This window comes from Streptomyces sp. NPDC026394 (genome assembly GCF_055567735.1).
Genome location: NZ_JBVHPX010000007.1, coordinates 93,271 through 112,623, shown reverse-complemented (window position 1 = coordinate 112,623; position 19,353 = coordinate 93,271). Strand labels below are relative to the sequence as shown.

20 protein-coding genes are annotated in these 19,353 nt (G+C 71.1%); 12 read left to right on the top strand and 8 right to left on the bottom strand.

The annotated features are described in order from the left end of the window. Nucleotides 1-31: 31 nt before the first annotated feature. From ACZ4QV_RS18640 to ACZ4QV_RS18630, 3 genes are all read right to left on the bottom strand, one after another. Entirely contained in the window at nucleotides 32-1,072 is a 1,041-nt protein-coding gene (locus ACZ4QV_RS18640; protein ID WP_361153266.1) for a phosphotransferase, read from the bottom strand. A gap of 23 nt (nucleotides 1,073-1,095) precedes the next feature. Then, nucleotides 1,096-1,512, bottom strand: coding sequence for a pyridoxamine 5'-phosphate oxidase family protein (locus ACZ4QV_RS18635; RefSeq protein ID WP_361153269.1), 417 nt, complete (start codon nucleotides 1,510-1,512; stop codon nucleotides 1,096-1,098). A gap of 226 nt (nucleotides 1,513-1,738) precedes the next feature. Further along, nucleotides 1,739-2,398 (bottom strand): response regulator transcription factor, encoded by a 660-nt coding sequence (locus tag ACZ4QV_RS18630; protein WP_361153401.1) that lies wholly within the window; start codon nucleotides 2,396-2,398, stop codon nucleotides 1,739-1,741. Nucleotides 2,399-2,750: 352 nt separating this feature from the next. Here ACZ4QV_RS18630 and pdhA point away from each other — a divergent pair, with 352 nt between their 5' ends. Genes pdhA through ACZ4QV_RS18615 form a run of 3 tightly spaced genes read left to right on the top strand, consistent with a single transcriptional unit; the run spans nucleotide 2,751 to nucleotide 6,403 of the window. Beyond that, the gene (gene pdhA, locus ACZ4QV_RS18625; RefSeq protein WP_361153272.1) at nucleotides 2,751-3,941 is read left to right on the top strand and encodes a pyruvate dehydrogenase (acetyl-transferring) E1 component subunit alpha; all 1,191 of its coding nucleotides are present in this window, start codon (nucleotides 2,751-2,753) and stop codon (nucleotides 3,939-3,941) included. Between the two features lie 2 nt (nucleotides 3,942-3,943). Next, a complete protein-coding gene (locus ACZ4QV_RS18620; RefSeq protein ID WP_361153274.1) occupies nucleotides 3,944-4,927 on the top strand; it encodes an alpha-ketoacid dehydrogenase subunit beta in 984 nt (327 codons plus the stop codon). 21 nt (nucleotides 4,928-4,948) lie between these two features. After that, nucleotides 4,949-6,403 carry a dihydrolipoamide acetyltransferase family protein gene (locus ACZ4QV_RS18615; RefSeq protein ID WP_361153277.1) on the top strand — a complete coding sequence of 485 codons (1,455 nt, stop codon included), beginning with the start codon at nucleotides 4,949-4,951 and terminating at the stop codon, nucleotides 6,401-6,403. A 119-nt stretch (nucleotides 6,404-6,522) separates the two neighbouring features. On the opposite strand, the gene ACZ4QV_RS18610 is transcribed toward ACZ4QV_RS18615, so the two are convergent. Continuing rightward, a complete protein-coding gene (locus ACZ4QV_RS18610) occupies nucleotides 6,523-6,699 on the bottom strand; it encodes a hypothetical protein (RefSeq protein ID WP_467763130.1) in 177 nt (58 codons plus the stop codon). Nucleotides 6,700-6,938: 239 nt separating this feature from the next. Here ACZ4QV_RS18610 and ACZ4QV_RS18605 point away from each other — a divergent pair, with 239 nt between their 5' ends. After that, nucleotides 6,939-7,784, top strand: a complete 846-nt coding sequence (locus ACZ4QV_RS18605; protein ID WP_361153283.1) for a GNAT family N-acetyltransferase — start codon at nucleotides 6,939-6,941, stop codon at nucleotides 7,782-7,784. On the opposite strand, the gene ACZ4QV_RS18600 is transcribed toward ACZ4QV_RS18605, so the two are convergent. Beyond that, the gene (locus tag ACZ4QV_RS18600) at nucleotides 7,747-8,205 is read right to left on the bottom strand and encodes an ATP-binding protein (RefSeq protein ID WP_361153285.1); all 459 of its coding nucleotides are present in this window, start codon (nucleotides 8,203-8,205) and stop codon (nucleotides 7,747-7,749) included. The genes ACZ4QV_RS18605 and ACZ4QV_RS18600 overlap by 38 nt on opposite strands. 162 nt (nucleotides 8,206-8,367) lie before the next feature. Between ACZ4QV_RS18600 and ACZ4QV_RS18595 the strand changes: the two genes are divergently transcribed. Together ACZ4QV_RS18595 and ACZ4QV_RS18590 are read left to right on the top strand one after the other, a co-directional pair. Continuing rightward, a complete protein-coding gene (locus ACZ4QV_RS18595; RefSeq protein ID WP_361633590.1) occupies nucleotides 8,368-9,243 on the top strand; it encodes a helix-turn-helix domain-containing protein in 876 nt (291 codons plus the stop codon). A gap of 4 nt (nucleotides 9,244-9,247) precedes the next feature. Next, complete coding sequence (locus ACZ4QV_RS18590) at nucleotides 9,248-9,460, top strand: DUF397 domain-containing protein (protein WP_361633587.1); 213 nt, start codon at nucleotides 9,248-9,250, stop codon at nucleotides 9,458-9,460. Nucleotides 9,461-9,527: 67 nt separating this feature from the next. On the opposite strand, the gene ACZ4QV_RS18585 is transcribed toward ACZ4QV_RS18590, so the two are convergent. Both ACZ4QV_RS18585 and ACZ4QV_RS18580 read right to left on the bottom strand, forming a co-directional pair. Further along, nucleotides 9,528-10,058, bottom strand: coding sequence for a VOC family protein (locus tag ACZ4QV_RS18585; RefSeq protein ID WP_361614099.1), 531 nt, complete (start codon nucleotides 10,056-10,058; stop codon nucleotides 9,528-9,530). A 290-nt stretch (nucleotides 10,059-10,348) separates the two neighbouring features. Next, nucleotides 10,349-11,077 carry a TetR/AcrR family transcriptional regulator gene (locus ACZ4QV_RS18580; RefSeq protein WP_361614096.1) on the bottom strand — a complete coding sequence of 243 codons (729 nt, stop codon included), beginning with the start codon at nucleotides 11,075-11,077 and terminating at the stop codon, nucleotides 10,349-10,351. Nucleotides 11,078-11,272: 195 nt separating this feature from the next. Here ACZ4QV_RS18580 and ACZ4QV_RS18575 point away from each other — a divergent pair, with 195 nt between their 5' ends. The 6 genes from ACZ4QV_RS18575 to ACZ4QV_RS18550 all read left to right on the top strand — a co-directional run bounded on the left by ACZ4QV_RS18575 (nucleotide 11,273) and on the right by ACZ4QV_RS18550 (nucleotide 18,435). Continuing rightward, nucleotides 11,273-12,259: an NAD-dependent epimerase/dehydratase family protein gene (locus tag ACZ4QV_RS18575; RefSeq protein ID WP_361614094.1), complete on the top strand. Its 987-nt coding sequence runs from the start codon at nucleotides 11,273-11,275 to the stop codon at nucleotides 12,257-12,259. Between the two features lie 301 nt (nucleotides 12,260-12,560). Further along, entirely contained in the window at nucleotides 12,561-12,884 is a 324-nt protein-coding gene (locus ACZ4QV_RS18570) for a hypothetical protein (protein WP_361153301.1), read from the top strand. Nucleotides 12,885-13,129: 245 nt separating this feature from the next. Next, complete coding sequence (locus ACZ4QV_RS18565) at nucleotides 13,130-14,554, top strand: UDP-glucose dehydrogenase family protein (protein ID WP_361153304.1); 1,425 nt, start codon at nucleotides 13,130-13,132, stop codon at nucleotides 14,552-14,554. 90 nt (nucleotides 14,555-14,644) lie between these two features. Further along, a complete protein-coding gene (locus ACZ4QV_RS18560; protein WP_361153306.1) occupies nucleotides 14,645-16,321 on the top strand; it encodes an MFS transporter in 1,677 nt (558 codons plus the stop codon). An 84-nt stretch (nucleotides 16,322-16,405) separates the two neighbouring features. Beyond that, nucleotides 16,406-17,119 (top strand): GntR family transcriptional regulator, encoded by a 714-nt coding sequence (locus tag ACZ4QV_RS18555; protein ID WP_361153309.1) that lies wholly within the window; start codon nucleotides 16,406-16,408, stop codon nucleotides 17,117-17,119. After that, entirely contained in the window at nucleotides 17,116-18,435 is a 1,320-nt protein-coding gene (locus ACZ4QV_RS18550; protein ID WP_361153312.1) for an MFS transporter, read from the top strand. Before ACZ4QV_RS18555 ends, ACZ4QV_RS18550 begins: the two co-directional genes overlap by 4 nt. Before the next feature lie 30 nt (nucleotides 18,436-18,465). On the opposite strand, the gene ACZ4QV_RS18545 is transcribed toward ACZ4QV_RS18550, so the two are convergent. After that, the gene (locus ACZ4QV_RS18545; protein ID WP_361153314.1) at nucleotides 18,466-19,290 is read right to left on the bottom strand and encodes a maleylpyruvate isomerase family mycothiol-dependent enzyme; all 825 of its coding nucleotides are present in this window, start codon (nucleotides 19,288-19,290) and stop codon (nucleotides 18,466-18,468) included. Nucleotides 19,291-19,353 lie beyond the last annotated feature (63 nt).

The window sequence follows — 19,353 nt, the reverse complement described above, 5'->3', positions numbered from 1 at the left end:
ACCGGCCGCCCGCTGTGGCGTCCCCGCCCCCTCACTCCGTGAAAGCCCCCCGCACCGCCCCGTACTCCCGCGTCCACCACACCGCCAGCGCGGCCGCCGCGGGGAACTGCGGGTCGGCCCGCCGGTCGCCGAGCCGGTAGCGCCAGTCGAGCATCCAGAAGTCGTTGAGGCGCTCCCACCACACCCGGTGGACGGCGGCGGCCAGTTCCGCCGCGCCGGCGCCCGAGGCGCGGCGGTAGGCGCTCGCGTAGGCCCGTACCTTCGGCAGGTCGAGGGTGCCGGCGGGCTGGACGAAGAAGATGGCCGCGGCCCGTACGGCCTCCTCGGCGCGGGGCTGCACGCCCAGCCGGTCCCAGTCGACGATGGCGGCGGGCTCGGCGCCCCGGTAGAGCAGGTTGAGCGGGTGGAAGTCGCCGTGGACCCAGCCGGCGGCCGGTACCTGCGCGGCCGCGGGGCGCCGGTGCGCCTCCCGTTCCAGCAGCGTCCGGCGTTCCAGCAGCCGGTGTTCGGCCAGTTCGTCGAAGCTGCTGCGCGGGCGGGTCCGGCGGGCGAGCGCGAGCAGTTCGTCGATCATCTCGAAGGTTCGCGCCGGGTCGGCGCCCGGGTGTTCGTACGGGGCGCGGGGCACCGTCGGCTCGCGCGTTATGACCTGCTCCAGCGCGGTGTGCACACGGCCCAGCAGGGCGCCCAGGCGGCGCGACTGGAGCCGGGTGAGGGCGGCGCCGTCGCGGTGCCGGCCCTCGACCCAGGGGTGCAGCGCGTAGCACCGGCCGCCGAGGACCGTGACCGTACGGCCGTCCGCGTCGGCGAGCGGCGGGGCGACCGGCAGGCCGAGCGCGCCCAGGCGGCGCGTGGCGCGGTGCTGGCGGGCGATGGCGGCCTGGTCGCCGTCGAGGTGGTGTTTGAGGAAGTAGCGGCCGTGGGTGGTGGCGAGGCGGTAACCGCGGTTGAGCAGCCCCTCGGCGACCGGCTCGCACGTCAACGGCTCCCCGGCGCCGTAACGGCGCAGCAGGGAGCCGAGGATGTGTCCGTCGGGCGTGGTCACCGTCCGGACATCGGATGAGCGCAGCACGCGCCAGATGTTAGATCACTGCGTCACGCTGAGTGGGCGTAACGGAACACAGGGACATCACAGAGGTAGTGGACCTTGACAAACTCCGGTTCCACGCGGAGGAAAACCGGGTCGAAGGGCTCTCCGTCGGCCAGCCGCGGCGTGGGGCCGAACAGTTCGTACTCGGCCGGCGTGGGCACGATGGCGCGGGCGGTGCCGGTGAACTGGACGGACCAGGTGTCGTTCGCGCCGGAGTTCACGTTGTCGGCCTCGTAGGCGACGACGTTGCCGTCCAGGGCGCGGTGGTAGCCGTGGCCGCGGTGCAGCCGCAGCAGCAGCCGGCCGTCGGTCACGACATGCCGCGTGACGGCGGTGAAGGGCAGTGCCCGCTGGCTGGCCGACACCCGTCCGTAGGGGACGCGGTGCAGCAGCTCGATGGCATGGAGGTCGTCGGTGGGCATGACTACACCCTGCCGTGCCGGTGTGCTCAAAAGTAGGGGCACCCGCCCTGGTGGAAACGGGACGTTGGTCCTGAATCGTGCGGCAATTCTCCGCTTCGGTGCTATTTCAGCAGGTCAGACCAGTTACGGGCGGCGGATTTTCCCTACTCTTGAACGTTCACCCCCGTCCGCCCACACTATTCGTCCACGGAAAACCCCCAGGATTTTCACGCGGTACTGCGCGGTACTACTGCCGCTCCGCCTGCATCCGCGCCACATAGGCGGCCGCCTGCGACCGGCGCTCCATGCCCAGCTTCGAGAGCAGGCTGGAGACATAGTTCTTGATCGTTTTCTCGGCGAGGTGCAGCCGCTCACCGATCACCCGGTTGGTCAGCCCCTCGCCGATCAGGTCGAGGATCTTGCGCTCCTGCTCGGTCAGGCTGGCCAGCCGGTCGTCGCCGCGCGGGTTGTTGCCGTCCCGCAGGCGCTCCAGTACACGGGCGGTCGCCACCGGGTCCAGCAGCGACTTGCCGGCCGCCACGTCCCGTACGGCGGTCAGCAGCTCGTTGCCCCGGATCGCCTTGAGCACGTACCCGGACGCGCCCGCCATGATGGCGTCGAAAAGAGCTTCGTCGTCCGCGAAAGAGGTGAGCATCAGGCATTTGATGGACTCGTCCTGGGAGCGGATCTCCCGGCAGACCTCCACCCCGCTGCCGTCCGGCAGCCGGACGTCCAGCACGGCCACGTCCGGACGCGTCGCAGGGATCCTGACCAGGGCATCTGCGGCGGTGCCGGCCTCGCCGACCACCTCGATGTCCGCCTCCACCGAGAGCATCTCGTGGACGCCGCGCCGCACGACCTCGTGGTCGTCGAGCAGGAATACCGTGATTTTTCCGTCGTCGCGCACCCGATCAGTCTCACACACCAACTCTTCCCGTGCTCCGTGTCACCGATATAACGTGCCGTTGTCCCGGCGGACTGCAACGCTGTGAACAGGGGATTGCCGACTGATCGGCGCGAATGCTCGGAAATCCAAGCAAAATACTTGGAACCCCAAGCAAAGTCGCAGGTCAGGGCCCCTTTCGCCTAGGCTCCGGAAGTAGGGCACAACGCCCCTTCCGGCAGGCCGTGGCCGGGGCACCTTGTTCCACCCGGGCCGCGCCGTGCCGCACACACCCCGTGCGCCGTATCGGATACCGGGTGAGCCGCAATACGGCCACCGGCGGACCCCGGGGGCCGGACAGACGGAGGAGCAGCACGTGACCGTGGAGAGCACTGCCGCGCGGAAGAACACCCGCGGTGGCGGCAAGCGCACCACCGCAAAAAAGACGTCACCCGCCAAGGCGAAGACGGCCGCCCCGGCGTCTGCCGAGGCGGAGCAGGACCAGCTTGTACAGCTGCTGACCCCCGAAGGCAAGCGCGTCGAGCACCCCGAGTACGCGATCGACCTGTCGGACGAGGAACTGCGCGGACTGTACCGGGACATGGTCCTGACGCGACGCTTCGACGCCGAGGCGACCACCCTCCAGCGCCAGGGCGAGCTGGGCCTGTGGGCCTCGCTGCTCGGTCAGGAGGCCGCGCAGATCGGCTCCGGGCGCGCGCTGCGCGACGACGACTACGTCTTCCCGACCTACCGGGAGCACGGGGTCGCCTGGTGCCGTGGCGTGGACCCGACGAACCTGCTGGGCATGTTCCGCGGCGTGAACAACGGCGGCTGGGACCCCAACACCAACAACTTCCACCTGTACACGATCGTCATCGGCTCGCAGGCGCTGCACGCGACCGGCTACGCCATGGGCGTCCAGAAGGACGGCGCCGACTCGGCGGTCATCGCGTACTTCGGTGACGGCGCCTCCAGCCAGGGTGATGTGGCCGAGTCGTTCACCTTCTCCGCGGTCTACAACGCGCCTGTGGTGTTCTTCTGCCAGAACAACCAGTGGGCGATCTCCGAGCCCACGGAGAAGCAGACCCGTGTCCCGCTTTACCAGCGGGCCCGTGGTTACGGTTTCCCCGGTGTGCGGGTGGACGGCAATGACGTCCTGGCGTGCCTGGCGGTGACCAGGGCGGCTCTGGAGCGGGCCCGTGCGGGTGAGGGGCCGACGCTGGTGGAGGCGTTCACGTACCGGATGGGCGCGCACACCACCTCCGACGACCCGACGCGCTACCGCGCCGACGAGGAGCGTGAGGCGTGGGAGGCCAAGGACCCGATCCTGCGGCTGCGCACCTACCTGGAGACCGAGGGCATCGCCGACCAGGCGTACCTGGACGCGGTCGAGGAGGAGAGCGAGACGCTGGGCAAGCGGGTGCGTGAGGTGGTGCGCACGATGCCGGATCCGGACACGATGGCCATTTTTGAGAACGTGTACGCCGACGGACACGCGCTCGTCGACGAGGAGCGCGCGCAGTTCGCCGCGTACCAGGCGTCGTTCGTGGACGCGGAGGAGAACTGACCATGGCTGTCTTCGAGAAGATCACGCTGTCCAAGGCGATCAACGCGTCGCTGCGCGCCTCCATGGAGGCCGACTCCAAGGTCCTGGTCATGGGTGAGGACGTCGGCAAGCTCGGTGGTGTCTTCCGGGTCACCGACGGGCTGCAGAAGGACTTCGGTGAGGAGCGGGTGATCGACACCCCGCTGGCCGAGTCCGGCATCGTCGGCACCGCCATCGGCATGGCGCTGCGCGGCTACCGGCCGGTGGTGGAGATCCAGTTCGACGGTTTCGTCTTTCCCGCGTACGACCAGATCGTCACGCAGCTCGCGAAGATGCACGCCCGCGCGCTGGGCAAGATCAAGATGCCGGTCGTCATCCGTATCCCCTACGGCGGTGGCATCGGGGCGGTCGAGCATCACTCCGAGTCGCCCGAGGCTCTGTTCGCGCATGTCGCGGGCCTGAAGTGTGTCTCGCCCTCGAACGCCTCGGACGCGTACTGGATGATGCGCCAGGCCATCGAGAGCGATGATCCGGTCATCTACTTCGAGCCCAAGCGCCGCTATCACGACAAGGGCCGCCTGGACACCGAGGCGATTCCTGATCCGCTGCACGCGGCGCGGGTGGCGCAGATCGGCACGGACGTGACGCTGGCCGCGTACGGGCCGATGGTCAAGGTCTGTCTGGACGCCGCCAAGGTGGCCGCCGAGGAGGGCAGGTCGGTCGAGGTGCTGGACCTGCGGTCCATCTCGCCCATGGACTTCGACGCGATCCAGGCCTCGGTGGAGAAGACGCGGCGGCTGGTGGTCGTCCACGAGGCGCCGGTCTTCCTCGGTTCGGGTTCGGAGGTCGCCGCCCGCATCACCGAGCGGTGCTTCTACCACCTGGAGGCGCCGGTGCTGCGGGTGGGCGGTTTCCACTCGCCGTATCCGCCGTCCAGGCTGGAGGACGAATACCTGCCGGGACTCGACCGGGTGCTCGATGCGGTCGACCGCGTGCTGGCGTACTGAAGGGCTTGAGGAGTAGTGACCATGACTGCAACCGGGCAGCGCTTCCGCGAGTTCAAGATGCCCGACGTGGGCGAGGGGCTCACCGAGGCCGAGATCCTCAAGTGGTACGTACAGCCGGGTGACACCGTCACCGACGGGCAGGTCATCTGCGAGGTGGAGACCGCCAAGGCCGCCGTGGAGCTGCCCTGCCCGTACGAGGGTGTGGTGCACGCGGTGCACTTCGAGGAGGGCGCCACCGTCGACGTGGGCACCTCGATCATCGCCGTGGACACCGACCCGGGCGCCGGCCCGGCCGAGGCCCCGGCCGCCGCTCCCGAGCCCGCTGCGGCCGCTGCCGAGGAGGACACCGAGCCGCAGGGCCGGCAGGCCGTCCTCGTCGGGTACGGCGCGGCCCCGTCGTCCACCAAGCGGCGGGCGCGCAAGCCGCAGCCGGGCGTCCCGGCGCAGGAGCCGGCCGCCGCGGCGGTCCAGGCGGAACTCAACGGCCACGCCGCGGCCCCGGCCGCTCCCGCCGCCCCTTCCGCTCCCGCCCCGGCTCCGTCCGCCCCGGCCGCCGTCCCCGTGGCCGGCCGGCCGCTGGCCAAGCCGCCCGTCCGCAAGCTGGCCAAGGATCTCGGCATCGACCTGGCCTCGGTCACCCCGACCGGTCCGGACGGCGTGATCACCCGCGAGGACGTGCATGCGGCGGCGGCCCCCGCGCCCGCCGCCGAGGCCCCGGCTTCGGCCGTGCAGCCGGATGTTTCCCCGGCCCCCTCGGGCTCCGAGGCGGTCCGGGCCCGGGAGACCCGCGTCCCGATCAAGGGCGTACGCAAGGCCACTGCCCAGGCGATGGTCAACAGTGCCTTCACCGCGCCGCACGTCACGGAGTTCATCACCGTCGACGTGACCCGCACGATGAAGCTCGTCCAGGAGCTGAAGCAGGACCCCGACATGGCGGGCCTGCGTGTCAACCCGCTGCTGCTGGTCGCCAAGGCGCTGCTGGTCGCCATCAAGCGCAACCCGGAGATCAGCGCGGCCTGGGACGAGGAGAACCAGGAGATCGTCCGCAAGGACTACGTGAACCTGGGCATCGCCGCGGCCACCCCCCGCGGTCTGATCGTGCCGAACATCAAGGACGCGGACGCCAAGACCCTGCCGCAGCTTGCCGCCGCGCTCGGCGAGCTGGTCGCCACGGCCCGCGAGGGCCGGACGGCGCCCGGTGACATGGCGGGCGGCACGATCACCATCACCAATGTGGGTGTCTTCGGCGTCGACACCGGCACCCCGATCCTCAACCCGGGGGAGCCGGCGATCCTCGCCATGGGCGCGGTCAAGCTCCAGCCCTGGGTCCACAAGGGCAAGGTCAAGCCCCGCCAGGTCACCACGCTGGCGCTCTCCTTCGACCACCGCCTGGTCGACGGCGAGCTGGGCTCCAAGGTCCTCGCGGACACCGCGGCGATCCTGGAACAGCCCAAGCGCCTGATCACCTGGGCCTGACGGGTCACGGGCCGGGTTCCGGCCCCGGCCCCCGCACCCCATGAGGGCGGGCCCGGAGGCAACCGAAACGGTTCGCCTCCGGGCCCGCCCTGTGCGTCTTCGTGCTGTGTCTTCGCTGCTCAGCCCCGGATGATCTCGACGGCGCGGCTGAGGTGCCCCACGGGCCCGCCCGGCGCCGAGGGCTCGGCCTGCGCCGCGCCCTTCGTCAGCGCGATACCGCCCCACAGCGCGGCCACGAGCAGCGCGACCATGACGGTGGTCCGAGCACGTCGGCCGGCGTTCGTCCTGGACTGCATGGTGGTCTCCCCTTGCGTACGGTTCAGAGCCGCACTGGCGACCCCTCCCTCCCATTACTTCACGGGAATCCGCCGATGTCGTACGCGTCAGGTACAGACTCACGTCAGCCTTAAGTCGGACACCTTCCGGGCATCAGGTACATCCTTCGGCAGATCGCGGCGGCGCGAAGGGGGCCCGGTCCTCGCCTCCCCGGGAAATGAAGTTGCCGCCCCCGCCCGCCCCGCCTACCGTCGGCCGGATGAGCAGCGCGACGATCATCCGCCCCTACCGTCCGGCGGACGAGCCCGCCGTCATGGACCTGTGGTCCCGCGCCGTACGCCGGGCCCACCCGTTCATCGAGGGCGAGGGAACGGGGGAACGGGCGCGCGAGGTCCGCGAGGTCTACCTGGTCCAGGCGGACAACTGGGTCGCCGAGGACGAGCGCGACGGCACGGTCGTCGCCCTCCTGGGGCTGCTCGGCTCCGAGATCGGCGGCCTGTTCGTGGCCCCCGAGGCGCAGGGCCGTGGCATCGGCGCCCAGCTCCTCGAACACGCCGCGTCCCGCCACGGCGCCCTCACCCTCGAAGCCTTCGAACGCAACGAGGCGGCCCGCGCGTTCTACGCCCACCTCGGCTTCACGGAGCGCGCCCGCCGCACGGACGAGGCGACCGGCGAAACCCTGGTCGCTCTCGAACGCCCGGCGCCGCTGCGCTCCGTAGGCTGGCTGCACGTACGGGACGGCCGCCTGCTCAGCGTCCGTACGCGCGGCAACGACACGTTCTACCTGCCCGGCGGCAAGTACGAACCGGGCGAGACCGCGTCCGAGGCCCTCTCCCGCGAACTCTCCGAGGAACTGGGCCTGACGGTCCCGGCAGCCGACCTCACCGAAGCCTTCACCGTCCACGCCACCGCCCACGGCGTGAACGCCGGCCGCCGCCTCCACATGACGTGCTTCACCGGCGGCCCGCAGGACATCACGCCCGTCCCCGGCCGCGAGATCGCCGAATACGCCTGGTTCGACCGCCACGAGGCGCGCGAGCGCTGCGCGCCGGCTCATGCGCGGGTGGTCAACCGCCTGATCGCGCAGGGCCGCATGTCCGCTTGACGGCGCGCGCCCGGACCCCCAGCTCCACCTCCGCCCACACCGTCTTGCCGACCGTACGGGGCTCGATCCCCCACCGGTCGGCGAGGCCGTCGACGAGCACGAGCCCGTGCCCCGACGTGGAGGCCACCCCGCGCCTCTTCCGCGGCACGCGCTCCCCCCGCGGATCACTGACCTCGACCCGCAACATCGTCGCGCTCATCACCAGACGCACCCGGAAGAGCCGCCCCCGCAGCGTCCCGTGCAGCAGCGCGTTGGTGGCCAACTCCGAAACGATCAACGCCGCATCCCCGGCGGCTTCCGCCTGCCCCCACTCCGCCACCAGCCGCGCGGCCCGCCGCCGGGCGAGGGAGACGCTGCGGGCGGTGGGGGTGTAGTCGAGCTTGTCCTCGTGGACGAGGTGGGGGAGTTGGGGAACGGGCATGGCTGATCGCCTCCGTCTGGTGGCCAACTGTGCGCTGTAGCAGCGCGAGTGAGTGCCGACTGTATGGGAACTCTGCTCTCGGGACTCAAGTTACGGGGAATAAATTCCCCGACAGAGTGAAGGTCGTCGACGGCGAGGCCTGGTGCAGGCAAGACTGTCCCGGTGAACCGTTCAGAGCAGGGAAACCGCGCTTCGACCGTGTTGGGTAGGCGGCTCGGCGGGCAGCTCCTGCTGCTCCGTGACGCGGCGGGCAAGACGCAGCAAGAAGCCGCCCAAGTCCTGAGTGCGACAGCTACGAAGATTGTGAAGATGGAGCGCGGATGGGTTCCGGTGAGAGATCCGGATATCCGTGCCTTGTGCGCGTTCTACGGACAGGACGGCCCTGAAGTGGTGGGAGCCCTCCTCGACCTGGCGCGGTTGGACCGGGAGCGCCGAAAAGCGAAGGGTTGGTGGAACCAGTACCCGGTCTTGCGTTCGCAGGCCGAGTACTTCGCGCTGGAAGACATTGCGACCTCGATAAGGACCTGGCAACTGACGACCGTACCGGGCCTGCTCCAGACTCCGGACTACGCGCGTGCCTTGGTTGTGGGTAACGGTGCGTGGCGGAACCTGGCGGAGATCGAGAGCTTCGTGGAAGCGAGGATGGCACGACAGGCTCGACTGGGCGGTGAGGCGCCTTTGCACGTGTGGGCTGTCGTCCAGGAGAATGCGTTGAGGCAGCTCGTCGGTGGCCGGGCTGTCATGCGCGGCCAACTGGAGCACCTGCTGGACATGGCCCGGCTGCCCCACGTGGAGATCCAAATCCTGCCGTATTCGGCGGGCGCTCACCCCGGCATGACCAGCGCCTTCAGCGTGGTTTCGTTCGCCGAAGCAGGGGCGCTGGACGTGGTGCGCGCAGATACCGTCTCGACGTCACTGTGGTTGGAGAGCGAGACTGACGCTGCGCAGCACCTAGCGATTTTCGACCGCATCACGCATCTGGGGCTGGCACAAAGTAACTCGACGCGGTTGATCGAGAGCATCCTCAAGGAGACGTAGGACCGTGGGCCCGTTCGTGTACGTAAAGTCCAGCCACAGTGGCGGGGAGCCGCACGCGGAATGTGTCGAGGTGGCGACCAACGTGCCCGACGTCGTGGCGGTCCGCGACTCGAAGAACCCGTTGGGACGCACCTTGCTCTTCGGCGACCGTGAGTGGCTGGCTTTCCGTGCCGCCGTGATCGACGGACTGATACGCGCGGCGGACCCCGCCGTGTGAATCTGTGCCCCTGGATGCCTTCCCGTGCCGAACTCCGTCCGTTGGAGAGCCCGGTGCGGCAGCAGGTTCAGCGCCAGTGGTTGTTGCTGGTGTGGTCGCCGGCGAGCCAGCGGGCGAGGTCGGCGTGGGCTGTGGCGCGTCGCTCGGCGTCGATCTTTTCCACGTCGGGGTGGTCGACGGCGAATTCCAGGATGAGCCCGTTGGGGTCCGTGACGTACAGCGAGACGCAGAAGCCGTGGTCGAGTACGTGGGCGTTCGCATCGGCGTAGCCGGCCGCGTTGACGCGCTGGAGTATGGCTTCCTGGGTCTCCGTCTCGACCTTGAAGGCGATGTGGCGCACGGGGGTGGAATTGAGGTCCGTCTTGAACTCCTCCTGGTCCTCGGGGTCGGCGAACTGGAAGAAGGCGAGCGCGCTGCCGTCGGCCATACCGTAGAGGGTGTGGCTGTAGGCGCGTTCGGCCCCGGAGAGCACCTCGCGTTCGGTCCATGTGGCCACCAGAGGCAGGCCGATGACGTCCTCGTAGAAGTGCCGGTTGGCCTCCTGGTCGTCGGTGATCCATGCGTGGTGGTGAAGACGGAGCGGCAGGGCCTGGCTCATGTGGGTCATCTCCGTTGATCGGCTGGGGTGTTGAACCGGAGACCGGGGCGGTCTCCGTTGCTCCCATCAGCATGCCCCCTACATAGGTTGAACGTTAAATAAAAATGAGCCATTGTTCGTGCGCCGGTCCTGACCGGAAGGCCTGCGACCTACGACCTGCCTTCAGTCGGGCGGCAAGGCCCCGGTGGGACTCATCGGATAGGTCTCAACTCTTCCCCCTCTGCGGCGCAGCGTCGCCGCCGTGTGGGGCCTTGGCGATGGGCATCGCCAAGGCCCTTTTCCGTGCGGTGTCAGGCGACGGAAGGCAACCCCGCCGCGTCGGCCAGTGAGCCGATTTCGAGGGCGAGGAGCGTCGCGGAGTCGTGGCCCATGCCCTGGAAGCTGCCCTGGACTTCGAGGCTGACGATGCCGTGCATACGGGACCAGGCGAGCACGGAGGCCGCGAGCGCGGGGACCGGGTCGTCGGCGGTGGGGGCGTACGCGGCGGCCCACTCGGCGACCGCGGGGGCGTCCGTCACCCAGGCGCGCACCTCGTCGTACAGCGGTTCGGCGGCCGGCCACGGCGTGCCCTCGGCCAGGACGGCCAGGAACGGGCCCATGACCGCGCGGGCGCTGTCCGTGGTGTGGGCGGGGGCCTCGTACGTCGTGGCGGGTGTGCCCTGGAGGAGCAGGTAGCGGTGCGGCTGCGCGAGGGCCCAGTCGCGGTACGCGTGGGCGAGGGCGAGCAGACGCTCGCGCGGTGACCGGTCGGCGGCCCGGTGCGCGGCCGTGCGGACGGCCTCGGCGGCGTCCTCGTACCCGTCGCTGATGAGCGCGGTGAGCAGGTCGTCGCGGTTGCGGAAGTACTTGTAGAGCGCGGGGCCCGACATGCCGAGGGCCTTGGCGATGGCGTTGATGCTCAGCGCCTCGATGCCGCCTTCCGCGATCTGGGCCAGCGCGGTCTGCTTGATCTCCTGCTGGACCTGGGCGCGGTAGCGCTGGCGTGGCGTCTGGGCGGGGTCGGTGGTGGAGGGGGACATGGTGCGGCTCCAGCGGGGACGGGGACCGGGGCGGGCTCTTCGTGTGGAGGGTAACGGAAATGCGATCGGCTGTAGATTTGGTTAGAGGTTATAGCTACAGTGAGGGCCGGTAGCGCCGAGCGCCGTGGCGTGGCACGCCGCGTCACCGTTCCGCCTGCCGTTCTTCCGCCGTTCCTTCGAAGACAGGGGTTCCGCATGTCCGCCGTCACGTCGTCCCGCCCGCTGCACGTCGTCCTCGGTACCGGCCCGGCCGGGACCACGCTGGCCGAGGAACTGCTCCGGCAGGGCTTCCGCGTACGGACCGTCGACCGCTCGGGCCGGGGCGGACCGCCCGGCGCGGAGGCCGTCGCCGCCGACCTGGGATCACCGGACGCCGCACGGGAGGCGGTGGCCGGGGCCGCGGTGGTCTACCACTGCGTCAACGTGGCCTACGAGCTTCAGGTGGAGGTGATGCCCGCCCTCCAGAAGGTCATCGTGGACGCCGTGGCGGCGGCCGGTGCCCGGCTGGTGGTGATGGACACCCTCTACCCGTACGGCCCGTCCGGCGGCGTGCCGCTGACCGAGGACTCCCCATGGCGGGCCACCTCCCGTAAGGGACGGATGCGGGCCGAGCTGGACGAGGCGTACCTGGCGGCCCATGAGGCGGGTCGGCTGCCGGTCGTACTGGCCCGCGCCGCCGACTTCTACGGGCCGCGCGTCCTCAACTCGACGCTGGGCGCCACGGCCTTCCCCGCGGCCCTGATCGGCGGCACGGCCCTGGCTCTCGGCGACCTGGACCTGCCGCACAGCTTCACGTACATCGGCGACGTCGCCCGCGGCCTGGCCCGCCTCGGCCAGGAGCCGGACGCGTACGGCCGGGCCTGGCACCTGCCGACGGCCCCGGCCCCCACGATGCGCGAGGTGCTGGCTCTCGTGCGGGAGCGCGCCGGGGTTCCGTTCGAGACGCAGGTGCTGGCGGAACCGCGCCCCTGGGGGCCGTTCGACGAGGCGTTCATGGCGGAGTACGCCGAGCTGTTCTACCAGCACACCGAGGCGCAGACGATGGTCTCGGACGCGTTCGAGCGGCGCTTCGACATGGCGCCGACCCCGCTGCCCGCCGGGATCGGCGCGACGGTGGACTGGTACCGGTCCTGGCTCGCGGAGCAGGGGGCGGGGGTGGGTGGCGGTACGGCTGCGGCCTGAGGGGCGGACCTGCCGGGCCCGCCGGCGGGCGGTCCGTCGGCGGCCGGTCAGCGGTCCGTCAACGGCCCGGCCGCCCGCCGGCGCAGGGGGGCCGCCCCGCGCCTCCTCCCGCGTTTTCTCCCTGCCCGGGTGCCGCTGTTCCCGGGGTGATTCACGGCTGAACTCCCGCCCCCTTCATGGGACAATGATCACGCGCCCGCGCGGGTAAGCGCCGGGCCGGTCACGCGCACACATTGGTGCGGGTGAGTTCATTTGCGTACGTACGCCCGGCACTTCCGGGCGGAAACGGGGTTCACGGGGAATGCGGATTTCGGGAAAGCGCGGCCGGGCGGCCGGGATCGCGGCCACCGCGGTGTTCGTCGGCGGCATGCTGCTCGGTACGGCCTCGCCCGCCAGCGCCAAGTCGAACGACTACGCGTGCGGCAACTGGAAGAGCGGCAAGCACAAGTGGACCGCGAGCTGCATCGTGTGGAGCGGCAAGGCGCGTGCCGAGACCGAGTGCTGGAACAAGAAGCGGAAGACCTACGCCAAGAACGGCGCCTGGGTCGGCCGTGGGTCGTGGTCGTTCGGCGGTGACTGCGGCAAGGACAAGCTGGTGTCGGTCGGTACGAACTGGAAGCGCTGAGCACGAACGGGAAGCGCTGAACCGCGCGGCCCCGAGGCAGCGGGCCGGCAGGTGAAGTGAAAGGCGTCCGGGGCGGTGGGGGAACCGCTGCCCCGGACGCCTTTTCCGCTACGGGAGGCCGGCTCCGGCTGCGCCTTCGCACCGCACCCCGCACACTGGCAGCAATTGCCTCGTCGCGCGGCACGAATCCGCCATTCCGGGGGCGCGGCGAATCAAATCAGCAGGACCGAAGGGGCTGATTTGTGATGCGAGTAGCGGTCGTAGGACAGGGATATGTGGGCTTGACCGGAGCGGTCGCCCTGGCCCACCAAGGGCATCACGTCACCGGGGTCGAGCAGGACCCGGACCGGCTGCGCGTCCTGGGCGCGGGCCGGGCCCCGGTCTTCGAGCCCGGACTGCCGGAGCAGCTCGCGGCCGCACAGGCCACCGGGCGGCTCGACTTCTCCGGCTCCGTCACCGAGACCCACCGGCGGACACCTTTCGACATCGTGCTCGTCACGGTCGGCACGCCGCCCGCCTCCGACGGGTCCGCCGACCTGACGCAGGTCACCTCCGTACTGGACGAGGTCCTGCAACTGCTGCCCGCCCCCTGCGTGGTGCTGAAGTCCACCGTGCCGCCCGGCACGAGCGCCGTGCTCGCCGAGACGTACCCCGGACTGCGGGAACGCTTCGCGTACAACCCCGAGTTCCTGAACCAGGGAAGCGCGCTGGAGGACTGGTCGGTGCCTGCCCGTATCGTGGCCGGCACCTGGGGCGAGGCCGGTCTGCGGGCGCTGCGCGAGCTGTACGAGGGGATCGCCGCGCCGTGGGTCGAGACCACGCCGTCCGGCGCCGAAATGATCAAATACGCGAGCAACGCCTTCCTCGCCACGAAGATCAGCTTCGCGAACGAGGTGGCCGGCATGTGCTGCGGCCCCGACATCGACGTCGACCACGTGATGCAGGGCGTCGGCTTCGACCCCCGGATCGGCCACGCCTTCCTCCAGCCCGGCCTCGGCTACGGCGACTCCTGCCTGCCCAAGGACACCAACGCGCTGGCCCACTGGGCGAGCACCGCGGGCCTGCCGACCCCGCTGCTGCGCGCCACCATCGCCGTCAACGACGCCCAGTTCGGGCTGGCCGTCCACCTGCTGCGCACCGAACTCGGCGACGGGCCCGCCGACGGCCTGGCGGACGCGGAGATCGCGGTGCTCGGCGTACGGTACGAGCCCTGGAGCGACGACCTGCGCGCGGCGCCCAGCCGCACGGTGGTCCCGGCGCTGCTCGGCCACGGCGCACGCGTACGGGTGTGGGACCCGGGCACCGACCCGGACGCCATCGCGGGCCTCTTCCCCGGCGCCCGCCCGGCGTCCGGCCTGACGGAGGCGGTCGAGGGGGCGCACGCCGTCGTGGTGCTCACCGAGTGGCCGCAGGCGATCGAGGCGGACTGGCGGGCCCTGGCGGCCCTGCTGTACGAGCCGCGGCTGGTCATCGACGGCAAGAACTGCCTCAGTCCGGAGCAGATGGCCGCCCTGCCCGTCCGCTACCGCAGCATCGGTACCCGGCTGCCCGCCTCGGCCGTCAGCGGCAGATCCGGCCCGGCGGCCGGTGCCCGTGGCGCGGACCCGGCCACGGGAGCCGCGGTCCGCAGCCGCCCTCCGGAGCCGCCGCCCCCTCTCCCAGACCGGTGAATCTCGGGATGTAAGGGACCGTCCGCAGTCGTCGCGGGTACGGACACAGGGACACAGCGGTCGGTGCCCACGGCGAGGAGAACGTTTCCGGTGAATCAGCCACCCGTGCTGGACGAGCCGCCCCCGGACGAAGCGCCTCCGGAGGCGGCTCGTCCGGAACCGTCGGCGTGGGCCCCGATGCGCCGCCGGATGTTCCGGGCGCTGTGGATCGCCCAGCTCGCCGCCAACATGGGCACCTGGATGCAGACCGTGGGCGCCCAGTGGCTGATGGGCGACCTCGGTGGCGGAGCGCTGGAGGTCGCCCTCGTCCAGACGGCCACCACCCTGCCGGTCTTCGCGCTGGTGGTGCCCGCCGGAGCGCTCGGCGACATCCTCGACCAGCGCCGGCTGCTCCTCGGCGGGCAACTGCTGATGTTCATCGGGGCGGCCGGCCTGTCCGCCGTCACCGCCGCCGACCGGGCCACCCCGACCTCGCTGCTCCTGCTCACCGCCGTGATGGGCGTCGGCGAGGCCTTCTGCATCTCCTCCTTCCAGGCCATCCAGCCCGAACTGGTCACCAAGGACGAGATCCCCCAGGCAGCCCTCCTCAACAGCGCCAACGGCAACGTCGCGCGGGCCGCCGGACCGGCCCTCGGCGGCCTGCTGATCTCCGCGGCGGGCCCGGCGGCCACCTTCGGGATCAACGCGCTGTCCTTCCTGGGCGTCATGGTCGTCCTGTACGCCTGGCGGCGGCCCGCCACCCACCGGCCGCTGGGCTCGGAGCACGTACGCGGCGCGATCCGCGCGGGCGCCCGGTACGTCCGCAGGGCTCCGGAGTTCGGCGCCGTACTCGGCCGCTCCGGGCTGTTCATGCTCTTCGCGGGCGGGCTGTGGGCGCTGCTCCCGGCGATCGCCCGCGGCCCGCTGGGCATGAGCGCGGGCGGCTACGGGCTGCTGCTCGGCTGCGTCGGGGTGGGCGCGGTGGGCGGCGCGCTGGCGCTGCCCGCGGTACGGCCCCGTACGACGACGAACGGCCTGGTCACCGTCGCGATGATCCTCTACGCGGCCACCATGGCCGTGATCGGACTGGTGACGTCGTCGATCGTCGCCGCCGTCGCACTGATCATCTCGGGGCTGGCCTGGGTGGCGGTGCTGTCCACCCTCTCCGCCTCCGCCCAGATCCTGCTGCCCGTCTGGGCGCGCACCCGCGCGCTCGCCTACTACCAACTGGTCTTCATGGGCGGCCAGGCGGTGGGCGGGGTGGGCTGGGGGCTGGTGGCCGACTGGTTCGGCGTGCAGAGCGCGTTCGTGATCGCAGGCATCGGGCTGGCGCTGACCACGGTCATGGGCATGCGGACGATGCCGATGCCCGCGGGCCACATCGACGTGGAACACGTCCAGCACTGGCCCGAGCCGGAGAGCATGCAGACGCCCGGCCGCAACATCGGGCCCGTCCTGGTCATCGTGGAGTGGCGGGTGGACCGGCCGGACGCGGAGGCGTTCATCCGGGCCATGCGGCCGGTCGGCCAGGCCCGGCGGCGGACCGGCGCCACGATGTGGGGCCTGTACGAGGACATGGACGACCCGACGCTCTTCCTCGAAACGTTCACCGTCGTCTCCGAGCGGGAACACCTGCGCCAGCACCTGGAACGCGGGACCAAGGAGGACCAGGAGCTGGAGATCCGGGCGCGCAGCCTGACCCGTCCCGGCAGCGCTCCCCGCGTACGGCACCTGATCTGGGCGTACGCCCTGGACCGCGACGAGGAACTGTCGGCGCACGAGCACTGAGCGCCCCCTGCGCCCCGCCGCCGCCCCCGTCCGCATCCCGGACCGCCCTCCCTGACGCATACGTGTTGTATCTATGCTGTGCGCATGCCTTCAGCAGCCGCACCGGTCACTTCTGCCCCGGACACCTCACGCGCCACGAACGCCCCCGCCCCCGCTCCCGCCAAAGCCCCGCCCGCCGCCGAGCGCGTCTACGCGTACGTCAAGCAGGCCGTACTGGAGCGCCACTACGAGGGCGGCGTGCTGCTCACCGAAGGGGAGCTGGCCGAGGCCGTCGGCGTGTCGCGCACGCCCGTACGGGAAGCGCTGCTGCGCCTTGAGGTCGAAGGGCTGCTGAAGCTCTACCCGAAGAAGGGCGCCATGGTCCTGCCGGTCTCCGCCCAGGAGATCGCGGACGTGGTCGAGACCCGGCTGCTCGTCGAGGAGCACGCCGCGCGCAAGGCCGTGCCGGCCTCCCCCGCGCTCCTCGCCGAGCTGGAGGAACAGCTCGCCAAGATGGTGGAGCTGGCCGCCTCCGGCGACCTCGCCGCCGTCTCCGTCGCCGACCGCTGCTTCCACGCCGCGATCGTCCGCAGCGCCGGAAACCAGATCCTGGACCGGCTGTACGAACAGCTGCGGGACCGGCAACTGCGGATGGGTGTCGCCGTGATGCACGCCAACCCGGACCGGATCGCGAAGAACATCGCGGAGCACGGCGAGATCCTCCAGGCGCTGCGCGCCGGCGACGCGGCCGCGGCCGTGGACGCCGTGCACCGCCACGTCAGCTGGGTGCGGAACCTGGCGCAGGGAGACGTCCGATGAGCGGCACCACCACGGGCCGGGGCACCCTGCTGCCCGGCGACCCGCCCGGCGGCCGCAGAGCCATGGCCGTCTGGGGCATCGGCGTCGCCGTCTACTTCGTGGCGATCACCTACCGTACGAGCCTCGGTGTCGCCGGCCTGGACGCGGCGGAACGTTTCCACATCAACGCCTCCGCGCTCTCCACCTTCTCCATCCTCCAACTGCTCGTCTACGCGGGCATGCAGATACCCGTCGGCCTGATGGTCGACCGGCTCGGCACCAAGAAGGTGCTGATCCTGGGCGTCGTGCTGTACACCGTCGGCCAGTTCGGCTTCGCGCTGTCGCAGTCGTACGCCATGGCGCTGGGCTCACGGGCCCTGCTCGGCTGCGGCGACGCGCTGACGTTCATCAGCGTGCTGCGGCTGGGCGCGCGCTGGTTCCCGGCCCGCCGCGGCCCGCTGATAGCCCAGATCGCCGCCCTCATCGGCATGGCGGGCAACCTCGTCTCCACCCTCGTCCTGGCCCGCCTCCTGCACACCTTCGGCTGGACGCCGACCTTCGTGGCCAGCGCGGCCGGCGGCTTCGTCGTCCTCGCCCTGGTACTGGCCTTCCTCAAGGACCACCCCGAGGGCTTCGAACCGCCCCCGGCACCCGCCACCCACACCGGCGGCGCGTACGTCCGGCGCCAGATAGCCGACGCCTGGCGCGAACCGGGCACCCGGCTGGGCATGTGGGTGCACTTCACCACCCAGTTCCCGGCGATGGTCTTCCTGCTCCTGTGGGGCCTGCCGTTCCTCGTCGAGGCCCAGGGCCTGACGCGCGGCGAAGCGGGCGAACTGCTCACCCTCGTCGTGCTGTCCAACATGGTCGTCGGCCTGGTCTACGGGCAGGTCATCGCCCGCCACCACAACGCCCGTACGCCGCTGGCGCTCGGCACCGTCGCCGCCACCGCACTGCTGTGGGCGGCCACGCTGGCCTGGCCGGCCGACCACGCGCCCGTATGGCTGCTGATCGTCCTGTGCGTGGTGCTCGGCGCCTGCGGCCCCGCCTCGATGATCGGCTTCGACTTCGCCCGCCCGGCCAACCCGCCGGAGCGCCAGGGCACCGCCTCCGGCATCGTCAACATGGGCGGCTTCACCGCGTCGATGACCACGCTGCTGGCCATCGGCGTCCTGCTGGACGCCACCGGCGACAACTACCGGATCGCGTTCGTCTCCGTCTTCGTCCTGGAGGCGCTGGGCGTCGCGCAGATCCTGCGGCTGCGCGGGCCGGCGCACCGGCGGGAGCGGGAGCGGCTGGTGACCAGCCGGGTGGAGGCGGTGCACGTACCGGCGTGAGCGGCCGGGCGACGGCCGTGCGGGGCAGCCCTACGGCGTGATCGCGAAGTGCTCCAGCACCGCGTCCGCCAGCGGCCGGTCGCCGTCGATCTTCACCTGCCCGGCGACGGCGGCGGGCCGCACCCGCCCGCAGGCCAGCCGGAAGAACGTCTCCCAGTCCATCGAGAGCGTCACGGCCGGGCCGAGCGAGACACTCTCGTCGATCGTGCCGTTGCCCTGCGCGTCCACCCGGACCGTCCGCATGAACTCCAGCGCGCCGCCCACGTCGAAGACCACGGCCGCATCGGCGGGCGCGCCCGCGTCCTTGGCGACCACCTTCGGCAGCGCGAGCAGCAGCAGGTCCCGGGTGAGCTGCGCGCCGGGGGAGTCGAGGTTGCCGGGCAGGTTCAGCGCGTGGCGCAGGTCCTGTTCGTGGACCCAGACGTCGAACGCCCGCTGCCGCAGGGCGTACGCGAGCGTGCGGTCCTCGCCGAGCGGGGTGCGCAGCACCGTCTCGGGGTCGCGAGTCTCGTTGCGCAGCGACCGCGCGCGGCGGATGACCATGTACTCCAGCTCGGCGGTCATCTCCGGACCGGTGTGGTGCCGCCGGACGTCCACCTGGAGCTCCATCCGGCGGGCGAATTCCGTGCGTACGTGGTAGAGGTCGCGTGGCAGGGAGTGGATGGGCCGGGGGTCCCCGAGCATCTCGCTCTCCAGGCCGATGATGTGCGAGACGATGTCGCGCACGGACCACCCCGGGAGGTCCGTCGCCCGGTTCCACTCGCCCTCGACAAGTGGCTTGACCAGCTCGGATATCGCTTCGATGGAGTGCGTCCAGGCGTCGATGGAGGGCTGCAGGCTGGGATGGACGGTCACGGGACCCCTCGGACGGTTCGTACGCGGGCTGCGGTCTGTTCAGTTAAGTTACGCTGCGCACCG